This is a genomic window from Streptomyces avidinii, from assembly GCF_014650695.1.
GTDB lineage: Bacteria > Actinomycetota > Actinomycetes > Streptomycetales > Streptomycetaceae > Streptomyces > Streptomyces avidinii.
Map to the genome: position 1 here is coordinate 1 of NZ_BMVL01000032.1, position 18,572 is coordinate 18,572.

Genomic DNA, 18,572 nt, shown 5'->3' on the forward strand with positions numbered 1-18,572 from the left:
GCGAGGTCGCGGCCGCGTGTGTGGCGGGTGGCCTGTCCCTGGAGGACGGTGCCCGGGTGGCCGCGGTGCGCTCCCGTCTGGTCCTGGAGAAGCTGTCCGGCAAGGGCGGCATGGTCTCCGTGTCCCTGCCGGTGACCGAGGTCGAGGAGCGGATCGCTTCGTTCGACGGCCGGATCGGTGTGGCTGCCGTGAACGGGCCCGCCTCGGTGGTGGTCTCGGGCGAGCCCGACGCACTGGATGAGCTGCTGGCCTCCTGTGAGGCGGAAGGTGTTCGGGCGCGTCGTATCGCGGTGGACTACGCCTCCCACTCCGCCCAGGTCGACGCCCTCAACGAAGACCTCCTGCGTGAACTGGCCGACATCAGCCCGCGGTCCTCGTCCGTGGCCTTCCACTCCACGGTGAGCGGCGAGCAGATGGACACCGCGGGCCTGGACGCCCGCTACTGGCTGCGCAACATGCGCGAGACCGTCGCCTTCGAAGGAGCGGTGCGCGCCGCGCTCGGCGAGGGTCACCGGACCCTGCTGGAGATCAGCCCGCACCCCGTGCTGACCATGGCGGTCCAGGAGGCCATCGACAGCGCCGGAGTCACCGCCCACTCGTCCGGTTCGCTGCGGCGCGAGGACGGCGGCACCGGCCGCCTGCTGAACTCGCTCGCCGAGGCGTACGTCGCCGGCGCGCCCGTCGACTGGACCAAGGCGTTCGCCGGCGCCGGCGCCCGCCGCGTGGACCTGCCCACGTACGCCTTCCAGCGGCAGCGGTACTGGCTGCGCCTCGCGGCCTCCGGGTCCGGCGACGTGACGGCCGCGGGCCTCGGGAACCCCGGGCACCCGCTGCTCGGCGCGTCCGTCGAGCCCGCGGAGACCGACGGCCTCGTCCTGACCGGCCGCATCTCGCTGCGGGACCACCCGTGGCTGGCCGACCACCGCGTCATGGGTGCGGTACCGCTGCCGGGAACGGCGTTCGTCGAGCTGGCGGTGGTCGCGGGTGACCTCGTCGAGTGCCCGGGGATCGAGGAACTGACCATGGAGGCCGCGCTCCTGCTCCCCGAGAGCGGCGCCCTCGACCTCCAGCTCACCGTGAGCGCCCCCGACGGGACGGGCCGGCGCGAGATCGGGTTCTTCGCCCGGACGGACGACGACATCACGGCGGCCGGCTGGACCCGGCACGGCTCGGGAGTCCTGTGCCCGGCCGCCCCCGTACCGGACGCGGAGCCGGCCGCCTGGCCGCCTCCGGGCGCCGAACCCGTCGAACTCGCCGGTCTGTACGAGCAGTCGCCGGACAGCCCCTTCGCCTACGGGCCCGCCTTCCACGGCCTGCGCGCGGCCTGGTCGCGCGGTCGGGAGGTGTTCGCCGAGGTGCAGCTCCCCCAGGAGCTGCACGAGCAGGCGTCCGAGTACCTGCTGCACCCCGCGCTGCTGGACGCGGCGCTGCACGCGGTGGGCTTGGGCGAGCTGCTGGACAGCGGCGGGCAGCCGCTGCGTCCGTTCGCATGGAACGCCGTGTCGCTGCACGCCAGCGGTGCGACCACGCTGCGGGTGACCCTGTCCCCCGCCGGGGCGAACGCGGTGTCCCTGCGCGCCGCCGACGGCACCGGCGCACCGGTCGTCACGGTCGGTTCGCTGATGCTGAGGCCGGTCGACGTCACGGAACCGGCCGCCGGACGGTCCGCCGTGCATCCCTCGCTCCTGTCCCTGGCCTGGACGCCGCTCCCGCTTCCGGCGGCGGACGCCGCTCCGTGGGCCGTGCTCGGTGCCGCGCCGGCCGGCCGGCCGTCGTGGACGGGCTCGGACGTCCCGCCCCAGCAGCACGCCGATGTCGCCGCGCTGGCCGCGTCGGTGGCCGGTGGAGGACCCGTACCGCAGTTCGCCGTACTCGACCTGACGGTCGGTGAGCCCTCCGGCCCCGAGCTCCTCACGGCCACCAGGGACCGCGCCCAGCGGGTCCTGGACGCCGCCCGCGCCTGGGTCGCGGAGGACCTCGACGAGCGGCTCGCCCCGGTCACGCTGGTGGTGGCCACCCGGGACGCGGTGGGCACCTCGGCGCAGGACCGGACGGCAGGGCTGGGCTCCGCCCCGCTGTGGGGTCTGGTGCGCTCCGTGCAGTCGGAGAACCCCGGCCGGTTCGTCCTGCTGGACACCGACGGTCTGCCCGCGTCGTGGCAGGCCCTGCCCGCCGCGCTCGCGACGGGCGAAGCCGAGATCGCCCTGCGCTCCGGGACCGCGCTGGTCCCCCGGCTCGACCGGATGCCGGCGGCCGAGGCCACCGACACGGAACTGCTGCCCGGCACCGCGCTCGACGAGCTCGACCCGGCGGGCACCGTGCTGGTGACCGGCGCGACCGGCGGCCTCGGCAGCCTCGTCGCCACCCACCTCGCCGAACGCCACGGCGTACGCAACCTCCTGCTGCTCAGCCGCCGGGGCCCGGAGGCCGAGGGCGCCACCGAGCTCGTCCGGCAGCTGGAGAAGCACGGGGCGACGGCGACGCTGGCGGCCTGCGACGCGGCGGACCGCGACGCGCTGGCGGCCGTACTCGCCGCGATCCCCGCCGAGCAGCCGCTGATCGCGGTGGTGCACTGCGCCGGAACCGCCGAGAACGCCCTGCTGGCCACGCTCGACCCGGGCATGATCGACCGCGTCTTCCGCGCCAAGGTGGATGCCGCCGTCCATCTGCACGAGCTGACCGAGGGCATGGACCTGTCGGCCTTCGTGCTGTTCTCGTCCATAGCGGGCACCCTCGGCGGCACCGGGCAGGGCAACTACGCGGCGGCCAACACCTTCCTGGACTCCCTCGCCCGGCACCGGCGGGCCCGCGGCCTCGCCGCCACCTCGCTGGCCTGGGGCCTGTGGGCCACCGAACGCGGCATGGGAGGCGGCCTCACCGAGGCCGCCTCGGCCGGCACCCCGATGCGCGGAGTGCGCGCCCTGCCCACCGAAGAGGGCCTGGCCCTCTTCGACCTCGGCTGGCGCTCCGCCGAACCCGTCCTGTTCCCCGCCCGCCTGGGCGGCGCCGCGCTGCGCGCCCAGGCCTCCGCCGGGACGCTCCCGCCGGTCCTGCGCGGCCTGTTCCGCACGTCGTCCCGCCGCACGGCGGGCACCGAGACCCAGGACGCGGGCACCCAGTTGCGCCGCCGGCTGGCGGAGATGATGCCGGTCGAGCGCCAGGAGACCCTGCTCGCCCTGGTGCGCGGGCGGATCGCCGCGGTGCTCGGGCACGGGTCCCCGGACCAGATCGAGGCCGACCGGCCGTTCCGCGACCTCGGCTTCACCTCGCTGACCGCCGTGGAGCTGCGCAACCGGCTGAACGCGGCGACCGGTCTGCGCCTTCCGGTGAGCCTCGTCTTCGACTACCCGACGCTGGACGCGCTCGTACCGCTGCTGCTGGGGAAGCTGGTCCCGGACGGCGGACCGGCGGCCGGGCAGGAGAAGGACGACGAGGAGGCGGAGGTCCGCCGCGTGCTGGCCTGCATCCCGCTGTCTCGTCTGCGCGAGACGGGTCTGCTGAGCTCGTTGCTCGAACTGACCGGGGACCGGGGCGAGACGAAGCAGGAGGCCTCCGACCGCAGTGACGAGATCAAGTCCATGGACGTGGCGGCGCTGCTCGCGATGGCCAGGACCACGAGCGCCGCGGACGACGCGTCACCCTCCGCGCACGAAGCGTAATGGGGGCGATGTAAGGGGCGGACTTTAGGGGTTGGCGGTCCATAGCCTGCCCAAGGCGCCACCCTCCCCCGTCTCTTTGCCTTTCCCCTCGCGGTCTTTGCACCGTTCCAGCCCGAACCCACAGGAAACCGGAGTTCCCTTCCATGAGCGAATCGACCGCCGAGCCCATCCCGTTCCCCTTCCCGGACCCGTCCTTCATCGGCGACCTGCCTCCCGAGCTGGCGGAGATCCGCGACGGCGACTCCGTGGTGGAGGTGAAGTTCCCGGACGGCATGGGCGCCTGGCTGGTGACCAAGCACGCCGACATCCGCAAGGTCCTCGTCGACCCCCGGTTCAGCAGCAAGGTCATGGCCGCCGCGGCCGCCGCGATGTCGGAGACCGAGACCGGCAAGCTGATGAACGAGTCCCTCGTCGGCATGGACGCCCCGGAGCACACCCGGCTGCGCAAGCTGGTCTCCCGTGCCTTCACAGCCCGCCGCATGGAGCTGATGCGCCCGCGCGTCGCGCAGCTGGTCGCCGAGTACCTCGACGAGATGGAGACCCAGCCGCAGCCGGTCGACCTGGTCAAGAACTTCGCGCTGCCGCTCCCGGTGCGCGTGATCTGTGAACTCCTCGGCGTACCGGCCGGGGACCAGGACACCTTCCACGCCTGGTCGAACGCCCTGCTCGGCGACTGGCAGCAGGTCGTCGAGAAGGAAGCGGCCACGGTGTCGCTGGTGAACTACTTCACCGAGCTGGTCACGGCCAAGCGCGAGCAGCCCGCCGACGACCTGATGAGCGACCTGATCCGCATCAGCGAGGACGACGAGACGCTCACCACGCGCGAGATCGTCGCCCTGTCCATCGGCATCCTCAGCGCCGGTCACGAGACCACTGCCAACCAGATCGGCATGTTCGTCCTGACGCTGCTCCACAACCCGGACGAGCTGGCGAAGCTGCGGGCCAACCCCGAGGCCGTCCCGCAGGCCGTGGAGGAGCTGCTGCGCTTCGTGCCGCTCACCACGACCGGCGGGATCATCCCGCGGCTCACCACCGCCCCGGTCGAGCTGAGCGACGGCAGGACGCTTCCGGCCGGCGTCGTGGTGATGCCCGCCGTGGCGACCGGCAACCGCGACCCCGAGCTGTTCGAGGACGGCGAGCGGCTGAACCTCTCCCGCCAGCCCAACCCGCACCTCGCGTTCGGCGCCGGCATCCACCACTGCCTGGGTGCCCAGCTGGCCCGCATCGAGCTGCAGGAGGCGCTGGCCGCCCTGCTGGCCCGCTTCCCGGACCTCGCGCTCGGCGTGCCGGAGTCGGAGCTGCGGCTCAAGCCGGCCTCGATCGTCCGCGGCCTGGAGTCGCTGCCCCTCACCTGGTAGCACTCCGCTTTCGTACGGCGTCGGCCCCCGGGACCCTGATGTGGTCCCGGGGGCCGACGCCGTCGTGTGCGGGGTGGGCCGTGACCGGTCGGCCCCGTGTCCCGACGTGCCCCGCCGGCTCCCACAGCCGGGCGGGGCACTGCTGTTCGGGGAGTCCGGCCGGGGGCAGGCGCGGGCAGCGGGGAGCCGCGTCCGAGAACGGGGCGCGCCCGCAGCTACGGGAGCCGCCGTACGGGGTGGAACGGGCCGGGACGGCCGCCGCGCGGCCGGGACGGCCGACCTCCTGACGGACCGGGACCGGCCGTCCGCGTCGGCGGCGCCCCCGCCGGACGGGCGTGCGTACATGCGTGCGTACGTGCGTGCCTGCACGGTGGCACGCGAAGGGGCCGCGCTCCTTACGGAACGCGGCCCCTGGAACCACCGTGCGATTAACGCTGCTTGAGCAGCCACTCGTGGATGGCGGCGGCGGTCACGTCACCGTTGCCCTCCAGCATCGTGTAGTGGTTGCCCGGCACGTCGATGGCGTCGTGCTCCAGCGGCCACACGGCCTGCCACTTCTCCGGCGGCGGGCCGACCTCGCCCGGCTCGACGCCGAAGCACTCCGAGGCCCGGACGAGCAGCGTCGGGGTCTTGATCTCCTTCGGCTGCCAGTGCTCGAACAGGGCGAAGTAGGCGGACATCGCGGTGAGACGGTTTCCGGTCATCCGGCCGAAGTCCTTCTCCAGCTCCAGCGCCTTGCCCTCCATCACGGGAACGATGTAGGAGGTCTGGTCGTAGCCGGCCAGGTAGCTGTCGATCAGGACCAGCCCCTGCGGGTAGATCCCCCGCTCCTCCAGCCGCGCGGTGACCTCGTGGGCCACCCGGCCGCCGGACGAACGCCCGGTGAGGACGAACGGAGTGCCCTCCGTCAGCTCCTCGATGCGCCGTACCGCGTACGCGGCGGCGGCATCGACACTGTCCGCGACCGGCTCACCGGTCACGAAGCCCGGCAGCATCAGCGACCACACGTCGCGGATGCCGCGCAGCGGCTCGGCCAGCGCCACCAGCTCCTGGTTGCTGGCCCAGACCGACTGCGACGGGAACCCGATGATCTTCGGGAAGGCATCGCCCGCACCGAGCCGCACGAGCCCCGGTCCCTTGCGCACGTCGGCCGGGTCCGAGAAGTTCTCGCGCAGGTCGACCGAATTGCGCAGCACGCTGTGCCCGATGTCCAGGCGCCCGATCTCGACGGCCCGCCGGTACATCGCTTCGACACCGTTGATCACGGCGATCCCGCTGGTGTCCGCGGCGGCCTCGGCCTGCTCCGGCTGCTGCGCCGCCACGACCGGCGCGGCCGACGCGGCGGCGGGTGCGACGGAGCCCTTGAGCTGCTCGCTCAGTTCGGCGGCGAGGGCGGTCGGCGTGGGGTGGTCGAAGACCACGGTGGACGCCAGGCGCAGTCCGGTGAGCTCGTTGAGCCGGTTGCGCAGCTCCACGGACGTCAGCGAGTCGAAGCCCAGCTCGGCGAAGCCCTGGCCGTCCTCGATCGCCTCCGCCCCGGAGTGGCCGAGTACCTGTGCGACCTCGGCGCGGACCAGTTCGGCCAGTACGGCCACCCGGTCGGCCCCGGCCGCTGCGGCCAGCTGCTCGTGCAGCCGGGAGGCGGCCCGTGTGTCGGAGCGGGCGGCCCGCCGCTGCGGAGCCCTCACCAGCCCGCGCAGGAGCGGGGGCACCTGCTGTTCGCCGGTGGGTCGGGCGACCGTGGTGTTCAGGCGCATCGGGACGAGTACGGCCTCGTCGGCGACGCCCAGTGCGGCGTCGAAGGCCGCCATGCCCGTCTCGGCCGTGAAGGCGGTGACGCCTCCGCGGGCCATCCGGGCGCGCTCGGCCCGGCCGAGCTCGGCTCCCATGCCGCCGGGCTGCTCCCACCAGCCCCACGCGAGCGAGGTACCGGCCAGTCCGGCCTCGTGGCGGTGGACCGCGAGGGCGTCCAGGAAGGAGTTCGCGGCCGCGTAGTTGCCCTGGCCCTGGCTGCCGAGCATGCCGGCGGCGGAGGAGAAGAGCACGAACGCCCGCAGTTCCGCGTCCCGGGTGAGCTCGTGCAGGTGCCAGGCGGCATCCGCCTTGGCCCGCAGGACGGTGTCGATGCGCTCCGGGGTGAGCGACTCGATCGTGCCGTCGTCGAGCACACCCGCGGTGTGGACGACTCCGGCCAGCGGCTGCCCGGCCGGTACGTCGGCCAGCAGGGCCTCCAGTGCGGTCCGGTCCGCCACGTCGCAGGCTGCCAGCCGCGCTTCGGCGCCCAGTTCGCCCAGTTCGGCGATCAGGTCCGCCGCTCCCGGCGCATCCGCACCGCTGCGGCTGGCCAGCACCAGGTGCCGTACGCCGTGTTCGGTCACCAGGTGCCGCGCGACCACGGCGCCCAGTGCGCCGGTGCCGCCCGTGATCAGGACCGTTCCCTCGGGCCCGAAGCTGCCGGCGCCCTCGGGCGCCGCGGTGTTCCTGGCCAGCCTCGGTGCACTCGCGGCGCCGGCGCGCAGCGCGAGCTGCGGCTCACCGGTGCCGAGTGCCGCGGGCAGTGCCCGGTACGAGGCGGCGTCGTCGTCCAGGTCGATCAGGACGATCCGGTCCGGGTGTTCCGACTGCGCCGTTCGCACGAGGCCCCAGACGGCCGAGGCCCCGATGTCCGTGGTCCGGTCCGTGTCGAGGGCCGAGACGGCCCCCCGGGTCAGCAGCAGCAGCTTCGAAGCCGCGAGCCGCTCGTCGGACAGCCAGTGCTGGACGGTCTCCAGGACGCGGTGTGCCGCGTGGTGGGTGGCCGCGAGGACACCTCCCTGGTCACCGCCGAAGCAGGTCATGGCCACGACGGCCGGCGCGGGGGCGCCCGACTCCACGGTGTCCAGGAGGGACTGCGGGTCGAGGTACGGCGTACCGGAGAGACCCGCTTCGACCAGGCGCGGCCGGAGCGACAGCGGGTCGAAGCCGAGCATCGCCCACTCGCCCGAGATCTGCCGCGAGCCCAGCGGCACCGGGGCCCAGGTCAGGGTGAACAGCGAGTCCTGGCGCGGCGCGGAACCGGTACCGATGAACTGCTCCAGTGCGGGGTCCCGCATCGTCAGCGAGTCGACGGTCGCGACCGGGAGGCCGGAGGTGTCGGTCACCAGCACCGACACCTCGGAACGACCGGCCGGTGCCAGGTGGACCCGTACGACCGATGCGTGGGTGGCGTGCAGCCGTACTCCCGTCCAGGCGAAGGGCATGCCTCCCTTGATCGGCTCGCGGCCCGGAGCGAGTCCGAGAATGCCGAGCGCGAGCGGTTGGAGTGCCGCGTCCAGCAGGGCCGGGTGCACCCCGTACCCGCTGCCCTCGGCGTCTGCCTCCTCGGGCAGCCGGACCTCGGCGAACAGCTCGCCGTCCTTGTCCCACAGCGCCCGCAGGCCCTGGAACACCGGCCCGTAGGCGAAGCCGGCGTCGGCCAGGTTGGGATAGAAGTCCTCGACGGGGATCTCCGTCGCTCCGGCCGGGGGCCACACGGTCACCGGCTCCGGGGCGGCTTCGGCCGCCGCAACGCCGTCGGCCAGCAGGCCGGAGGCGTGCCGGGTCCACTGCCCGTCGTCGCCGTCACCGTCCGCCCGGGAGTACAGGCTGATCGGGCGCCGGCCGGATTCGTCGAGTCCGCCGACCAGGATCTGGATGGCGCGTCCCCCCTGCTCGCCCAGCACCAGCGGTGCTTCCAGGGTGAGTTCGTCGATCAGCTCGCAGCCGACCTGGCTGCCGGCGCGCAGCGCGAGTTCCACGAAGGCGGTACCCGGCAGCAGGGCCGTGCCCAGCATGGCGTGGTGGGCGATCCAGGGCTGGGCGGCCAGCGAGAGCCGTCCGGTGAACAGGAACCCGTCGGACTCGGGAAGCGCGACCCCGGCGCCGAGCAGCGGGTGCCCGGTGGCGGTCAGGCCGATCGAGGCGGGATCCCCGGCGGAGGTCGACATGGAGTCCAGCCAGTAGCGCTTGTGCTGGAAGGCGTACGTCGGCAGGCCGACCGTGCGGGCGCCGGTGCCTGCGAACAGGGCCTTCCAGTCGACCGGGGTACCGGCCACGTGGATCCGGCCCAGGGCCAGGGCCAGGGAGGCGGCCTCGGGCTGCTCGCGGCGCAGGGCGGGGACGCACGTGGTGCGGGTGCCCGCGTGGCCGTGGTGGTCGAGGGTCTCCTCGGCCATGGCGGTCAGCTCCCCGCCCGGGCCCAGCTCCAGGAAGGTGTCGACGCCCCGGCTCATCGCGGTCGCGACGCCGTCGGCGAAGCGGACCGTGCCGCGGACGTGACGGACCCAGTAGTCCGGTGTGGTCAGCTCGTCGCCCGCGATCTCGCCGGTCAGGTTCGAGACGACCGGGATGCGCGGAGCGCGGAACTCCGCCGTGGCCAGGACCTCGCCGAACGCGGCGAGCATCGGCTCCATCCGGGCCGAGTGGAATGCATGACTGACCGTCAGCTCCTTGGTGCGACGGCCTTGTTCGCGGAAGACGTCGGCAAGGGCGCGGACCGGCTCCTCGTCACCGGAGAGGACCACCGAACGCGGGCCGTTGACCGCCGCCACGGACACCCCCTCCGGCAGTTCGGGGAGTTCGTCGGGCGCGGCCTGCACGGCCAGCATCGCTCCGCCGGACGGCAGGGCCTGCATGAGCCTTCCGCGGGCGGCCACGATCCGGCACGCGTCGGGCAGGGACCACACGCCTGCCACGTACGCCGCGGCCAGCTCACCGATGGAGTGGCCCAGCAGGACATCGGGACGTACGCCCCAGGAGCTGACCAGTTCGTACAGCGCCACCTCGAAGGCGAACAGTCCTGCCTGGGTGAACACGGTGCGCGACAGCGCGGTGCCGTCGGCGAACACGACGTCCTTCACCGGCTGGTCCAGCAGGGTGTCCAGCTGTGCGCACACGGCGTCGAAGGCCTCGGCGAAGACGGGGTGGGCGTCGTACAGCTCCCGGCCCATGCCCTGGCGCTGCGCGCCCTGACCGGTGAACAGGAAGGCCGTCTTGCCGTCGCCGGCGACGCCCCGCGGCGCACCGGCCGGGGAACCGCCCTCGGCCAGCGCCGCCAGACGGTTCAGGAGCTCGTCCCGGTCCGCGCCGACGAGCACCGCGCGGTGTTCCAGCGTCGCTCGGGTGGCCGCCAGCGAGAAGCCCACGTCCAGCGGGCGGACGTCCTGCTCGCGCAGGTGGTCGGCGAGCCGCCGGGCCTGGTCCCGCAGGCCGTCCTCGGAACGGGCCGAGATCACCCACGGCACCACCGGGGCGACTTCCTCGGAGCCCGCGGCATCCGCCGTGGACTCCTGCGCCTCGGTCCCGGTTTCCTCGGGTGCCTGCTCGAGGATGATGTGCGCGTTGGTGCCGCTGATGCCGAAGGCCGACACGCCGGCCCGGCGCGGGCGGCCCGTCTGCGGCCACTCCCGGTTGCCGGTCAGGAGCTCCACCATGCCCGTGGACCAGTCCACCTCAGGGGTGGGCTCGTCCACGTGCAGTGTCTTGGGCAGCACGCTGTGCTTCAGCGCCAGCACCGACTTGATGACGCCCGCCACGCCGGCGGCGTACTGGGTGTGCCCGATGTTCGACTTGACGGAACCGAGCAGCAGCGGCCGGTCCGCGGGGCGGTCCTGGCCGTAGGTGGCCAGCAGGGCCTGTGCCTCGATCGGGTCGCCGAGGGCCGTGCCGGTGCCGTGTGCCTCCAGCATGTCGACATCCGCCGTGTTCAGACCGGCGGAAGCCAGCGCCTGGCGGATCACCCGCTGCTGCGAGGGGCCGTTGGGGGCGGTCAGGCCGTTGGAAGCGCCGTCGGAGTTCACGGCGGAACCACGCAGCACCGCCAGCACCGGACGGCCGTCGCGCACGGCGTCCGAGAGGCGCTGGACGGCCAGCATGCCGACGCCCTCGCCCCAGCCGGTGCCGTCCGCGGCCGCCGCGAAGGCCTTGGCCCGCCCGTCAGCGGCGAGGCCGCCCTGCCGGGAGAACTCCACGAACGCGCCGGGCGTGGCCATCACGGTCACGCCTCCCGCGAGTGCGAGGTCGCACTCACCGTTGCGCAGTGCCTGGGCAGCCAGGTGCAGCGTCACCAGCGAGGACGAGCAGGCGGTGTCCACCGTCACGGCGGGGCCTTCGAGACCGAGTGCGTAGGCGACCCGGCCCGACATCACACTGCCCGAGGCGCCGGTGAGGGCGTAGCCGCCCGCGGCCTCGGTCGAGCTCATCAGTACGGTCGTGTACTCCTGCGGCGTGCCTCCGACGAATACACCGGTACGGCTGCCGCGCAGCGCGGACGGGTCGTAGCCGGCGCGTTCCAGCGTCTCCCACGAGATCTCCAGCAGCAGACGCTGCTGCGGGTCCATCGACAGGGCCTCGCGGGGCGAGATGTCGAAGAACGCCGCGTCGAAGTCGGCGGCCTCGGCCAGGAAGGCACCCTGGCGCGCCGAGCCCGACTCCGCGATGAAGTCGTTCATGGCCAGACCCTGCCAGCCACGGTCGGCCGGGAAGTCCGTCATCTCGTCGCGGTTCTCGACGAGGAGCTGCCACAGGTCCTCCGGACCGCGCACCCCGCCGGGGAACCGGCAGGCCATGCCGACGATCACGATCGGGTCGTCGTCCGTCGCCCGCAGGGCCGGCAGAGCGGCGGTGGCGGCGCTGCCGTCGAAGAGCTGCTCGTGCAGGTGGTTGGCGATGCGCTGCGGGGTGGGGTAGTCGAAGACGATGGTGGCGGGGAAACGCAGTCCGGTGGCCGCGTTGAGCCGGTTGCGCAGCTCCATGGCGGTCAGCGAGTCGAAGCCGAGGTCCCGGAAGGGCCGGTGGGCCGTGATCTCGTCCGTCGTCTGGTGCGTCAGTACGGCCGCGGCCTCGGTGCGCACCAGCTCCAGCAGGCGGTCGTACTGTTCCGGAACGGTGAGACCGACGAGGGCCTCGCGCAGTGCGGAGCCGGAGGACTCGTCCTCGGCGGGGACGACGGAGTCCTCGCTCAGCACACGGGAGACCTCGGGGATGTCCTCGATGAGCGGGCGCCGGCGGGCCATGGTGTAGCCCGGGGTGAAACGCTCCCAGTCCATGTCCGTGACGGTCAGAGCGGTCTCGTCCTGCTCGATGGCCTGTCGCAGTGCCTCGATGGCGAGGGACGGTTCCATCTGGCCGACGCCGCGCCGCGACAGCTGCTCGGCGGTGCCGTCGACCGCCATGCCGGTGTCCTGCCAGCCGCCCCAGGAAACGGAGGTGGCGGTGAGACCGCGGCTGCGCCGGTCCCAGGCCAGACCGTCCAGGTAGGCGTTGGCGGCGGCGTACGCGCCGGTCCCCGCGCTGCCCCAGACGGCGGCACCGGAGGAGAACAGGACGAACGCGTCGAGGGGCAGGTCCGCGGTCAGGGAGTCGAGGTGACGTGCGCCCTGGACCTTGGCGGAGAAGATGCCCTCGAAGTGTTCGGGGGTGGCCAGGGCGAGTTCGGCGTAGCCGGATATGCCGGCGGTGTGGAAGACGGCGGTGAGGGGGTGTTCGGCGGGAACGGCCTCGATGATCGCGGCGAGCGCGTCGCGGTCGGTGACGTCACACGCCACGACCGACACCTCGGCGCCCAGGCCACGCAGTTCCGCCGCCAGCTCGGCGGCGCCTTCGGCCGCCTCACCACGACGGCTCAGCAGCAGGAGGTGCTCCGCACCGTCCTTCGCCAACCAACGCGCCAAATGGGCACCGATACCACCGGTACCACCCGTGATCAGGACCGTGCCCCGAGGGTTCCAGTCCCGGACGGGAACCGGGCTGCCGCCCAGAGGCGCACGGACCAGACGACGGGCGTACGCACCCGACGACCGGACCGCGACCTGGTCCTCACCCTCGCCCGCGGCAAGAACACCCGTGAACCCGGAAGCCACCCGCTCGTCCCACACCTCGGGAACGTCGACCAGACCACCCCACGTACCCGGCTGCTCCAGACCGGCCACCTGGCCGAGCGCCCACAGCTGCGTCTGCACGGGGCTGACCGGATCGGCCGAGCCGACGGCGGCGGCGCCCTTGGTCAGGACCCAGAGCCTGCCCGTCGCGGCGACATCGGCCAGGCCCTGCAGCAGGGACAGCGTCGCCGTCAGAGCAGACTCCTCGTCCCAGCCGAGGAGGGACACCACGCCCGCCACGTCCGGAGTTGCGGAGAGCCGTGCGGCAAGCTCCGCACGGTCGAGGCCGGCCTCGGCCTCCAGGACCACGACCTCGGCCCCGGCCGCCACGAGGGCGTCCCGGACCTCTTCGGCGGGCGCCCCGGTACCGGACGTGACCAGCAGCCACGTCCCGTCCAGACGACCGGACGAGGGCACGGTCACCGAACGCCACACCGTGCGGTATCGCCACGAGTCCAGGACGGAACGCTCCCGACGGCCCTTGCGCCACGCCGACAGCGCCGGAACCACCGGCTCCCACGCGTCGACCGCGCCACCGTCCACCAGCTGCGCCACGCCTTCGACATCCGCGCGCTCGACGGCGCCCCAGAACGCAGCGTCGACCGGGTCGACCGCGGCTTCCGCCACCGGTGCCACGACGTCCGCGATCCAGTAGCGCTGGTGCTGGAAGGCGTAGGTCGGCAGATCGACCCGACGCGCCTCGGACCCGGTGAACAGCTGCTTCCAGTCGACCGGAGCACCCGCCACATAGGCCTCGGCCAGCGAGGCCAGGAAGCGCTGGGCGCCACCGTCCTCACGCCGCAGCGAACCGATGGCAGCCCCGGCGCCCAGCACGCTCTCCTGCGTCTCCTGGATCGCCATGGTCAGCACGGGGTGCGGGCTCGACTCGACGAAGACCCCGTATTCCTGTTCGGCCAGCAGGCGGGTGACCGGTTCGAACTGCACCCGCTCCCGCAGGTTCCGCACCCAGTACCCGGCATCCAGACCAGCCGTGTCCATCCGCTCACCCGACACCGTCGAATAGAACGCCACCGACGACGACTGCGGCCGAATCTCCGCCAGCTCACGCAGCAGATCCTCATTGAGGACATCCACCTGCGCGGAGTGGGAGGCGTAATCCACCGCGATACGACGCGCCCGAACACCCTCCACCTCACACGAGGCCAGCAGCTCATCCAGGGCATCCGGCTCGCCCGAGACCACCACCGAGGCGGGCCCGTTCACGGCGGCGACACCGATCCGGCCGTCGAAGGGAGCGATCCGCTCCTCGACCTCGGTCACCGGCAGGGACACGGAGACCATGCCGCCCTTGCCGGACAGCTTCTCCAGCACCAGACGCGACCGCACCGCCGCCACCCGGGCACCGTCCTCCAACGACAGACCGCCCGCCACACACGCGGCCGCGACCTCGCCCTGGGAGTGCCCGATCACCGCGGCAGGCTCCACACCGAACGAACGCCACACCGCGGCCAGCGACACCATCACCGCCCACAGCACCGGCTGGACCACATCCACCCGGCCCCACAGCGGATCATCCGCCTCACGGAACACCACATCCCGGAGCGACCAGTCCACCAACGGCGACAGCGCACGCTCACACGCCACCATCGACTCCGCGAACACCGCAGACGAACCCCACAACTCCCGGCCCATACCGACCCACTGCGAACCCTGACCCGGGAACACGAACACCACACCACTGCCGACGTCTCCGGTGCCCCGGACGAGCCCGGGGAGGTCGCGGCCCTCGGCCAGCGCCTCCAGCCCTTCCGGGAGAGTGCCGCCCGCCTCGGCGAACAGCACGGCGCGATGGGCGAGCTGCGACCGCGAACTCAGCAGGGAGAACCCCACGTCGGCGATGTCGAGGCCGTCCTTGGGGTGCAGGTATTCCCGGAGGCGCGCGGCCTGGTCACGCAGAGCGGCCTCGGTATTGCCCGAGATCAGCCACGGGAGCACTGCGGGCGACGTGGACAGGGGCGGCTCGGCCGCGTCCGCCGGCTGCGCTTCCACGGGCTCGGCCTCGGGGGCCTGCTCGAGGACGACGTGCGCGTTGGTACCGCTGATGCCGAACGAGGACACGCCCGCACGGCGCGGGCGACCCGTCTCCGGCCAGTCCCGGGTGGTGGTGAGGAGCTCCACCTCGCCCTCGGTCCAGTCGATCTGGGTGCTCGGGTTCTCGGCGTGCAGGGTCTTGGGAAGTACCCCGTGCTGGAGGGCGAGCACGCTCTTGATGACACCGGCGACACCCGAAACGGCCTGGGTGTGGGCGATGTTGGACTTGAGGGAGCCGAGCCAGAGCGGGCGTCCGTCGTGCCGGTCCTGGCCGTAGGTGGCCAGCAGGGCCTGCGCCTCGATCGGGTCGCCCAGCGTCGTGCCCGTACCGTGCGCCTCCACCATGTCCACGTCGGCGAGGGTCAGGCCGGCGTTGGCCACCGCCTGACGGATCACGCGCTGTTGCGAAGGACCGTTCGGGGCGCTCAGACCGTTCGAAGCACCGTCCTGGTTGACTGCCGAACCGCGGATCACCGCGAGGACGGGGTGGCCGTTGCGACGTGCGTCCGACAGCCTTTCGAGCAGGACGACCGCGGCGCCCTCGCCCCAGCCGATGCCGTCGGCCTCGTCGGAGAAGGCCTTGCAGCGGCCGTCGGCCGCCAGACCGCGCTGCCGGGCGAAGGTGACGAACGCCGAGGAGGTGGCCATCACCGCGACACCGGCGGCGAGCGCGAGGGAACAGTCCCCTTGGCGCAGCGACTGGGCCGCGGAGTGCAGGGCGACCAGCGACGACGAGCAGGCCGTGTCCACCGTGACGGCGGGACCCTCCAGCCCGAGCACGTACGAGACGCGGCCGGACATGATGCTCGCCGAACCGCCGGTGATCGCGTACCCCTGGTCGGTCGGCGAGTTCATCAGCTTGACGGTGTGCTCGATGGCCGTACCGCCGACGAAGACACCGGTGCGGCTGCCCCGCAGCGACACCGGGTCGATCCCGGCCCGCTCCAGCGCCTCCCACGAGGTCTCCAGCAGCAGCCGCTGCTGGGGGTCCATGGTCATTGCCTCACGGGGCGAGATACCGAAGAACCCCGCGTCGAAGTCACCCGCACCGTGCAGGAACGCACCCTCTCGGGTGTAGGTCGTCCCCGGGCGGTCCGGGTCGCTGTCGAAGAGCGAAGAGAGGTCCCAGCCGCGGTCGTCCGGGAATCCCCCCACCGCGTCGACGCCGTTGACGACCATGTGCCACAGCTGCTCCGGCGAATCGACGCCGCCGGGCAGCCGGCAGGCCATGCCGACGACGGCCAACGGCTCGCGGGCGCGATCCTGGCTGTCCTGGAGCTGCTGACGAGTCTGCTGTAGCTCAGCCGTGACTCGGCGCAAATAGGTACGGAGTTTGTCCTCGGTCATCGTGAAACCCCACTCTGAAGCAATTGAAGGCCCGGCAGCTGTGTGTTCAGGACACGCCCAGGTCGCGGTCGATGAAGTCGAAGATCTCGTCGTCCGTGGCGGCTTCGAGATCTGTGGTGGCGTCCCTCTCGGTGGAGCCGAGCTTGGCCATGAGGTCTCGCAGGTGATCGACGATGTCCTCACGGGCCTGGGGGTCCGGTGCGACGCTGTCCAGCGCCTGTCCGATCCTGGCCAGCTCCCGCCTGATGTCCAGGACATCGGAGAGGTTGCCCTCTCCCCCCTTGGCGAGTTCGGCCAGGAGGTGGCTGGTGAGCCGCTGCGGGTTCGGGTGGTCGAAGACGAGGGTGGCGGGCAGCCGCAGGCCGGTGGCCCGGTTCAGTCGGTTGCGCAGGTCCATCGCCGTCAGCGAGTCGAACCCCAGCTCTTGGAAGGGCCGGTTCGGAGTGATGTCGGCGGTCGAGGCGTGAGACAGCACCTGGGCCGCCTCACCACGCACCAGCGCCAGTACCTGTGCGTGCTGTTCGCCGTCGGTCAGGCCGGCCAGGCGGGCCTTCAGGTCGGCGCCGGCGGTGGCGTCCTCGGGCGTCTCCGCCGTGTCCTCGGTGTCGCCCAGGACTTGGGCGACTTCGGGGATCTCCTCGATGAGCGGGCGTCGGCGGGCCATGGTGTAGCCCGGGGTGAAACGCTCCCAGTCCATGTCCGTGACGGTCAGCGAGGTCTCGTCCTGCTCCAGCGCCTGACGCAGGGCCAGGGTCGCCTGCGCGGGGTCGAGCAGCCGCACGCCACGGCGCAGCAGCTGCTCGGCGTTGCCGCCCTGAGCCATCGCGGTGCCCTGCCAGCCGCCCCAGGAGACGGAGGTCGCGGTCAGACCGCGGCCCCGGCGCTCGCGGGCCAGACCGTCCAGGAACGCACCCGCGGCGGCATTGGCGCCGTTGCTCGCGCTGCCCCAGACCGCTGCACCGGAGGAGAACAGCACGAACGCGTCCAGCTCGACGCCCCGTTCGGACGTGAGCTCGTCCAGGTGCCGCGCACCGAGCGTCCTCGCCGACAGCTGGCCGGCGAAACCGGTCGCTTCGAGTTCGTGCACCGGGCCGTGTCCGGCGACGCCGGCGGTGTGGAAGACGGCGGTGAGGGGGTGTTCGGCGGGAACGGCCTCGATGATCGCGGCGAGCGCGTCGCGGTCGGTGACGTCACACGCCACGACCGACACCTCGGCGCCCAGGCCACGCAGTTCCGCCGCCAGCTCGGCGGCGCCTTCGGCCGCCTCACCACGACGGCTCAGCAGCAGGAGGTGCTCCGCACCGTCCTTCGCCAACCAACGGGCCAGATGGGCACCGATGCCACCGGTACCACCCGTGACCAGGACCGTGCCCCGAGGGTTCCAGTCCCGGACGGGAACCGGGCTGCCGCCCAGGGGGGCACGGACCAGACGGCGGGCGTACGCACCCGACGACCGGACCGCGACCTGGTCCTCACCCTCGCCCGCGGCAAGAACACCCGTGAACCCGGCGGCCACCCGCTCGTCCCACACCTCGGGAACGTCGACCAGACCACCCCAGACACCGGGCTGCTCCAGACCCACGATCTGACCCAGCGCCCACACCTGCGTCTGCGCCGGCCGGACCACGTCGCCCGAACCCACCGCCGCGGCACCCCGCGTCAGCACCCACAGGGGCACCACCACAGTGCTGTCCACATGCGCCTGTACGAGGGCCACGGTCCGCTCGGAGCCGGACTCCTCGTCCCAGCCGAGGAGGGACACCACGCCCGCCACGTCCGGAGTTACGGAGAGCCGTGCGGCAAGCTCCGCACGGTCGAGGCCGGCCTCGGCCTCCAGGACCACGACCTCGGCCCCGGCCGCCACGAGGGCGTCCCGGACCTCCTCCACCGGTGCCCCGGCACCCGGCGTCACCAGCAGCCACGTCCCCGACAGGCGGGTTCCCGAGGGGAGACCCGTCGCGCGCCACTCGGTGCGGTAACGCCACGAGTCCAGCACCGACTGCTCCCGACGGCCCTTGCGCCAGGCGGACAGAACCGGCAGCCAGGCTTCGGCACCCGCGGCCGGGTCCGGGCCGGCGCCTCCCGCGCCGTCGAGGACAGCCGTGAGGCCGGCCAGGTCCTGGCGTTCGACGGCGTCCCAGAACTCGGATTCGGCAACGTCGGTCGTTTCCACCACCTGGGCGCCGATGGTCACACCCTCCAGCCAGTAGCGCTGGTGCTGGAAGGCGTAGGTCGGAAGGGACACCCGGTTGCCCGCGGTG

At 72.8% G+C, this 18,572-nt stretch carries 4 protein-coding genes; 2 read left to right on the top strand and 2 right to left on the bottom strand.

Going from position 1 to position 18,572, the window contains the following annotated elements; genetic code table 11:
• Both IE257_RS37290 and IE257_RS37295 read left to right on the top strand, forming a co-directional pair.
• Nucleotides 1–3,659: type I polyketide synthase (locus IE257_RS37290; protein WP_229920903.1), on the top strand; the 3,659-nt coding region annotated here is incomplete at its 5' end.
• A gap of 143 nt (nucleotides 3,660–3,802) precedes the next feature.
• Nucleotides 3,803–5,017 carry a cytochrome P450 gene (locus IE257_RS37295; protein ID WP_189974491.1) on the top strand — a complete coding sequence of 405 codons (1,215 nt, stop codon included), beginning with the start codon at nucleotides 3,803–3,805 and terminating at the stop codon, nucleotides 5,015–5,017.
• Between the two features lie 428 nt (nucleotides 5,018–5,445).
• Here the strand turns inward: IE257_RS37295 and IE257_RS37300 are convergent, their stop codons facing one another.
• A complete protein-coding gene (locus IE257_RS37300) occupies nucleotides 5,446–16,311 on the bottom strand; it encodes a type I polyketide synthase (protein ID WP_189974492.1) in 10,866 nt (3,621 codons plus the stop codon).
• A 46-nt stretch (nucleotides 16,312–16,357) separates the two neighbouring features.
• Nucleotides 16,358–18,572: SDR family NAD(P)-dependent oxidoreductase (locus IE257_RS37305; protein WP_189974493.1), on the bottom strand; the 2,215-nt coding region annotated here is incomplete at its 5' end.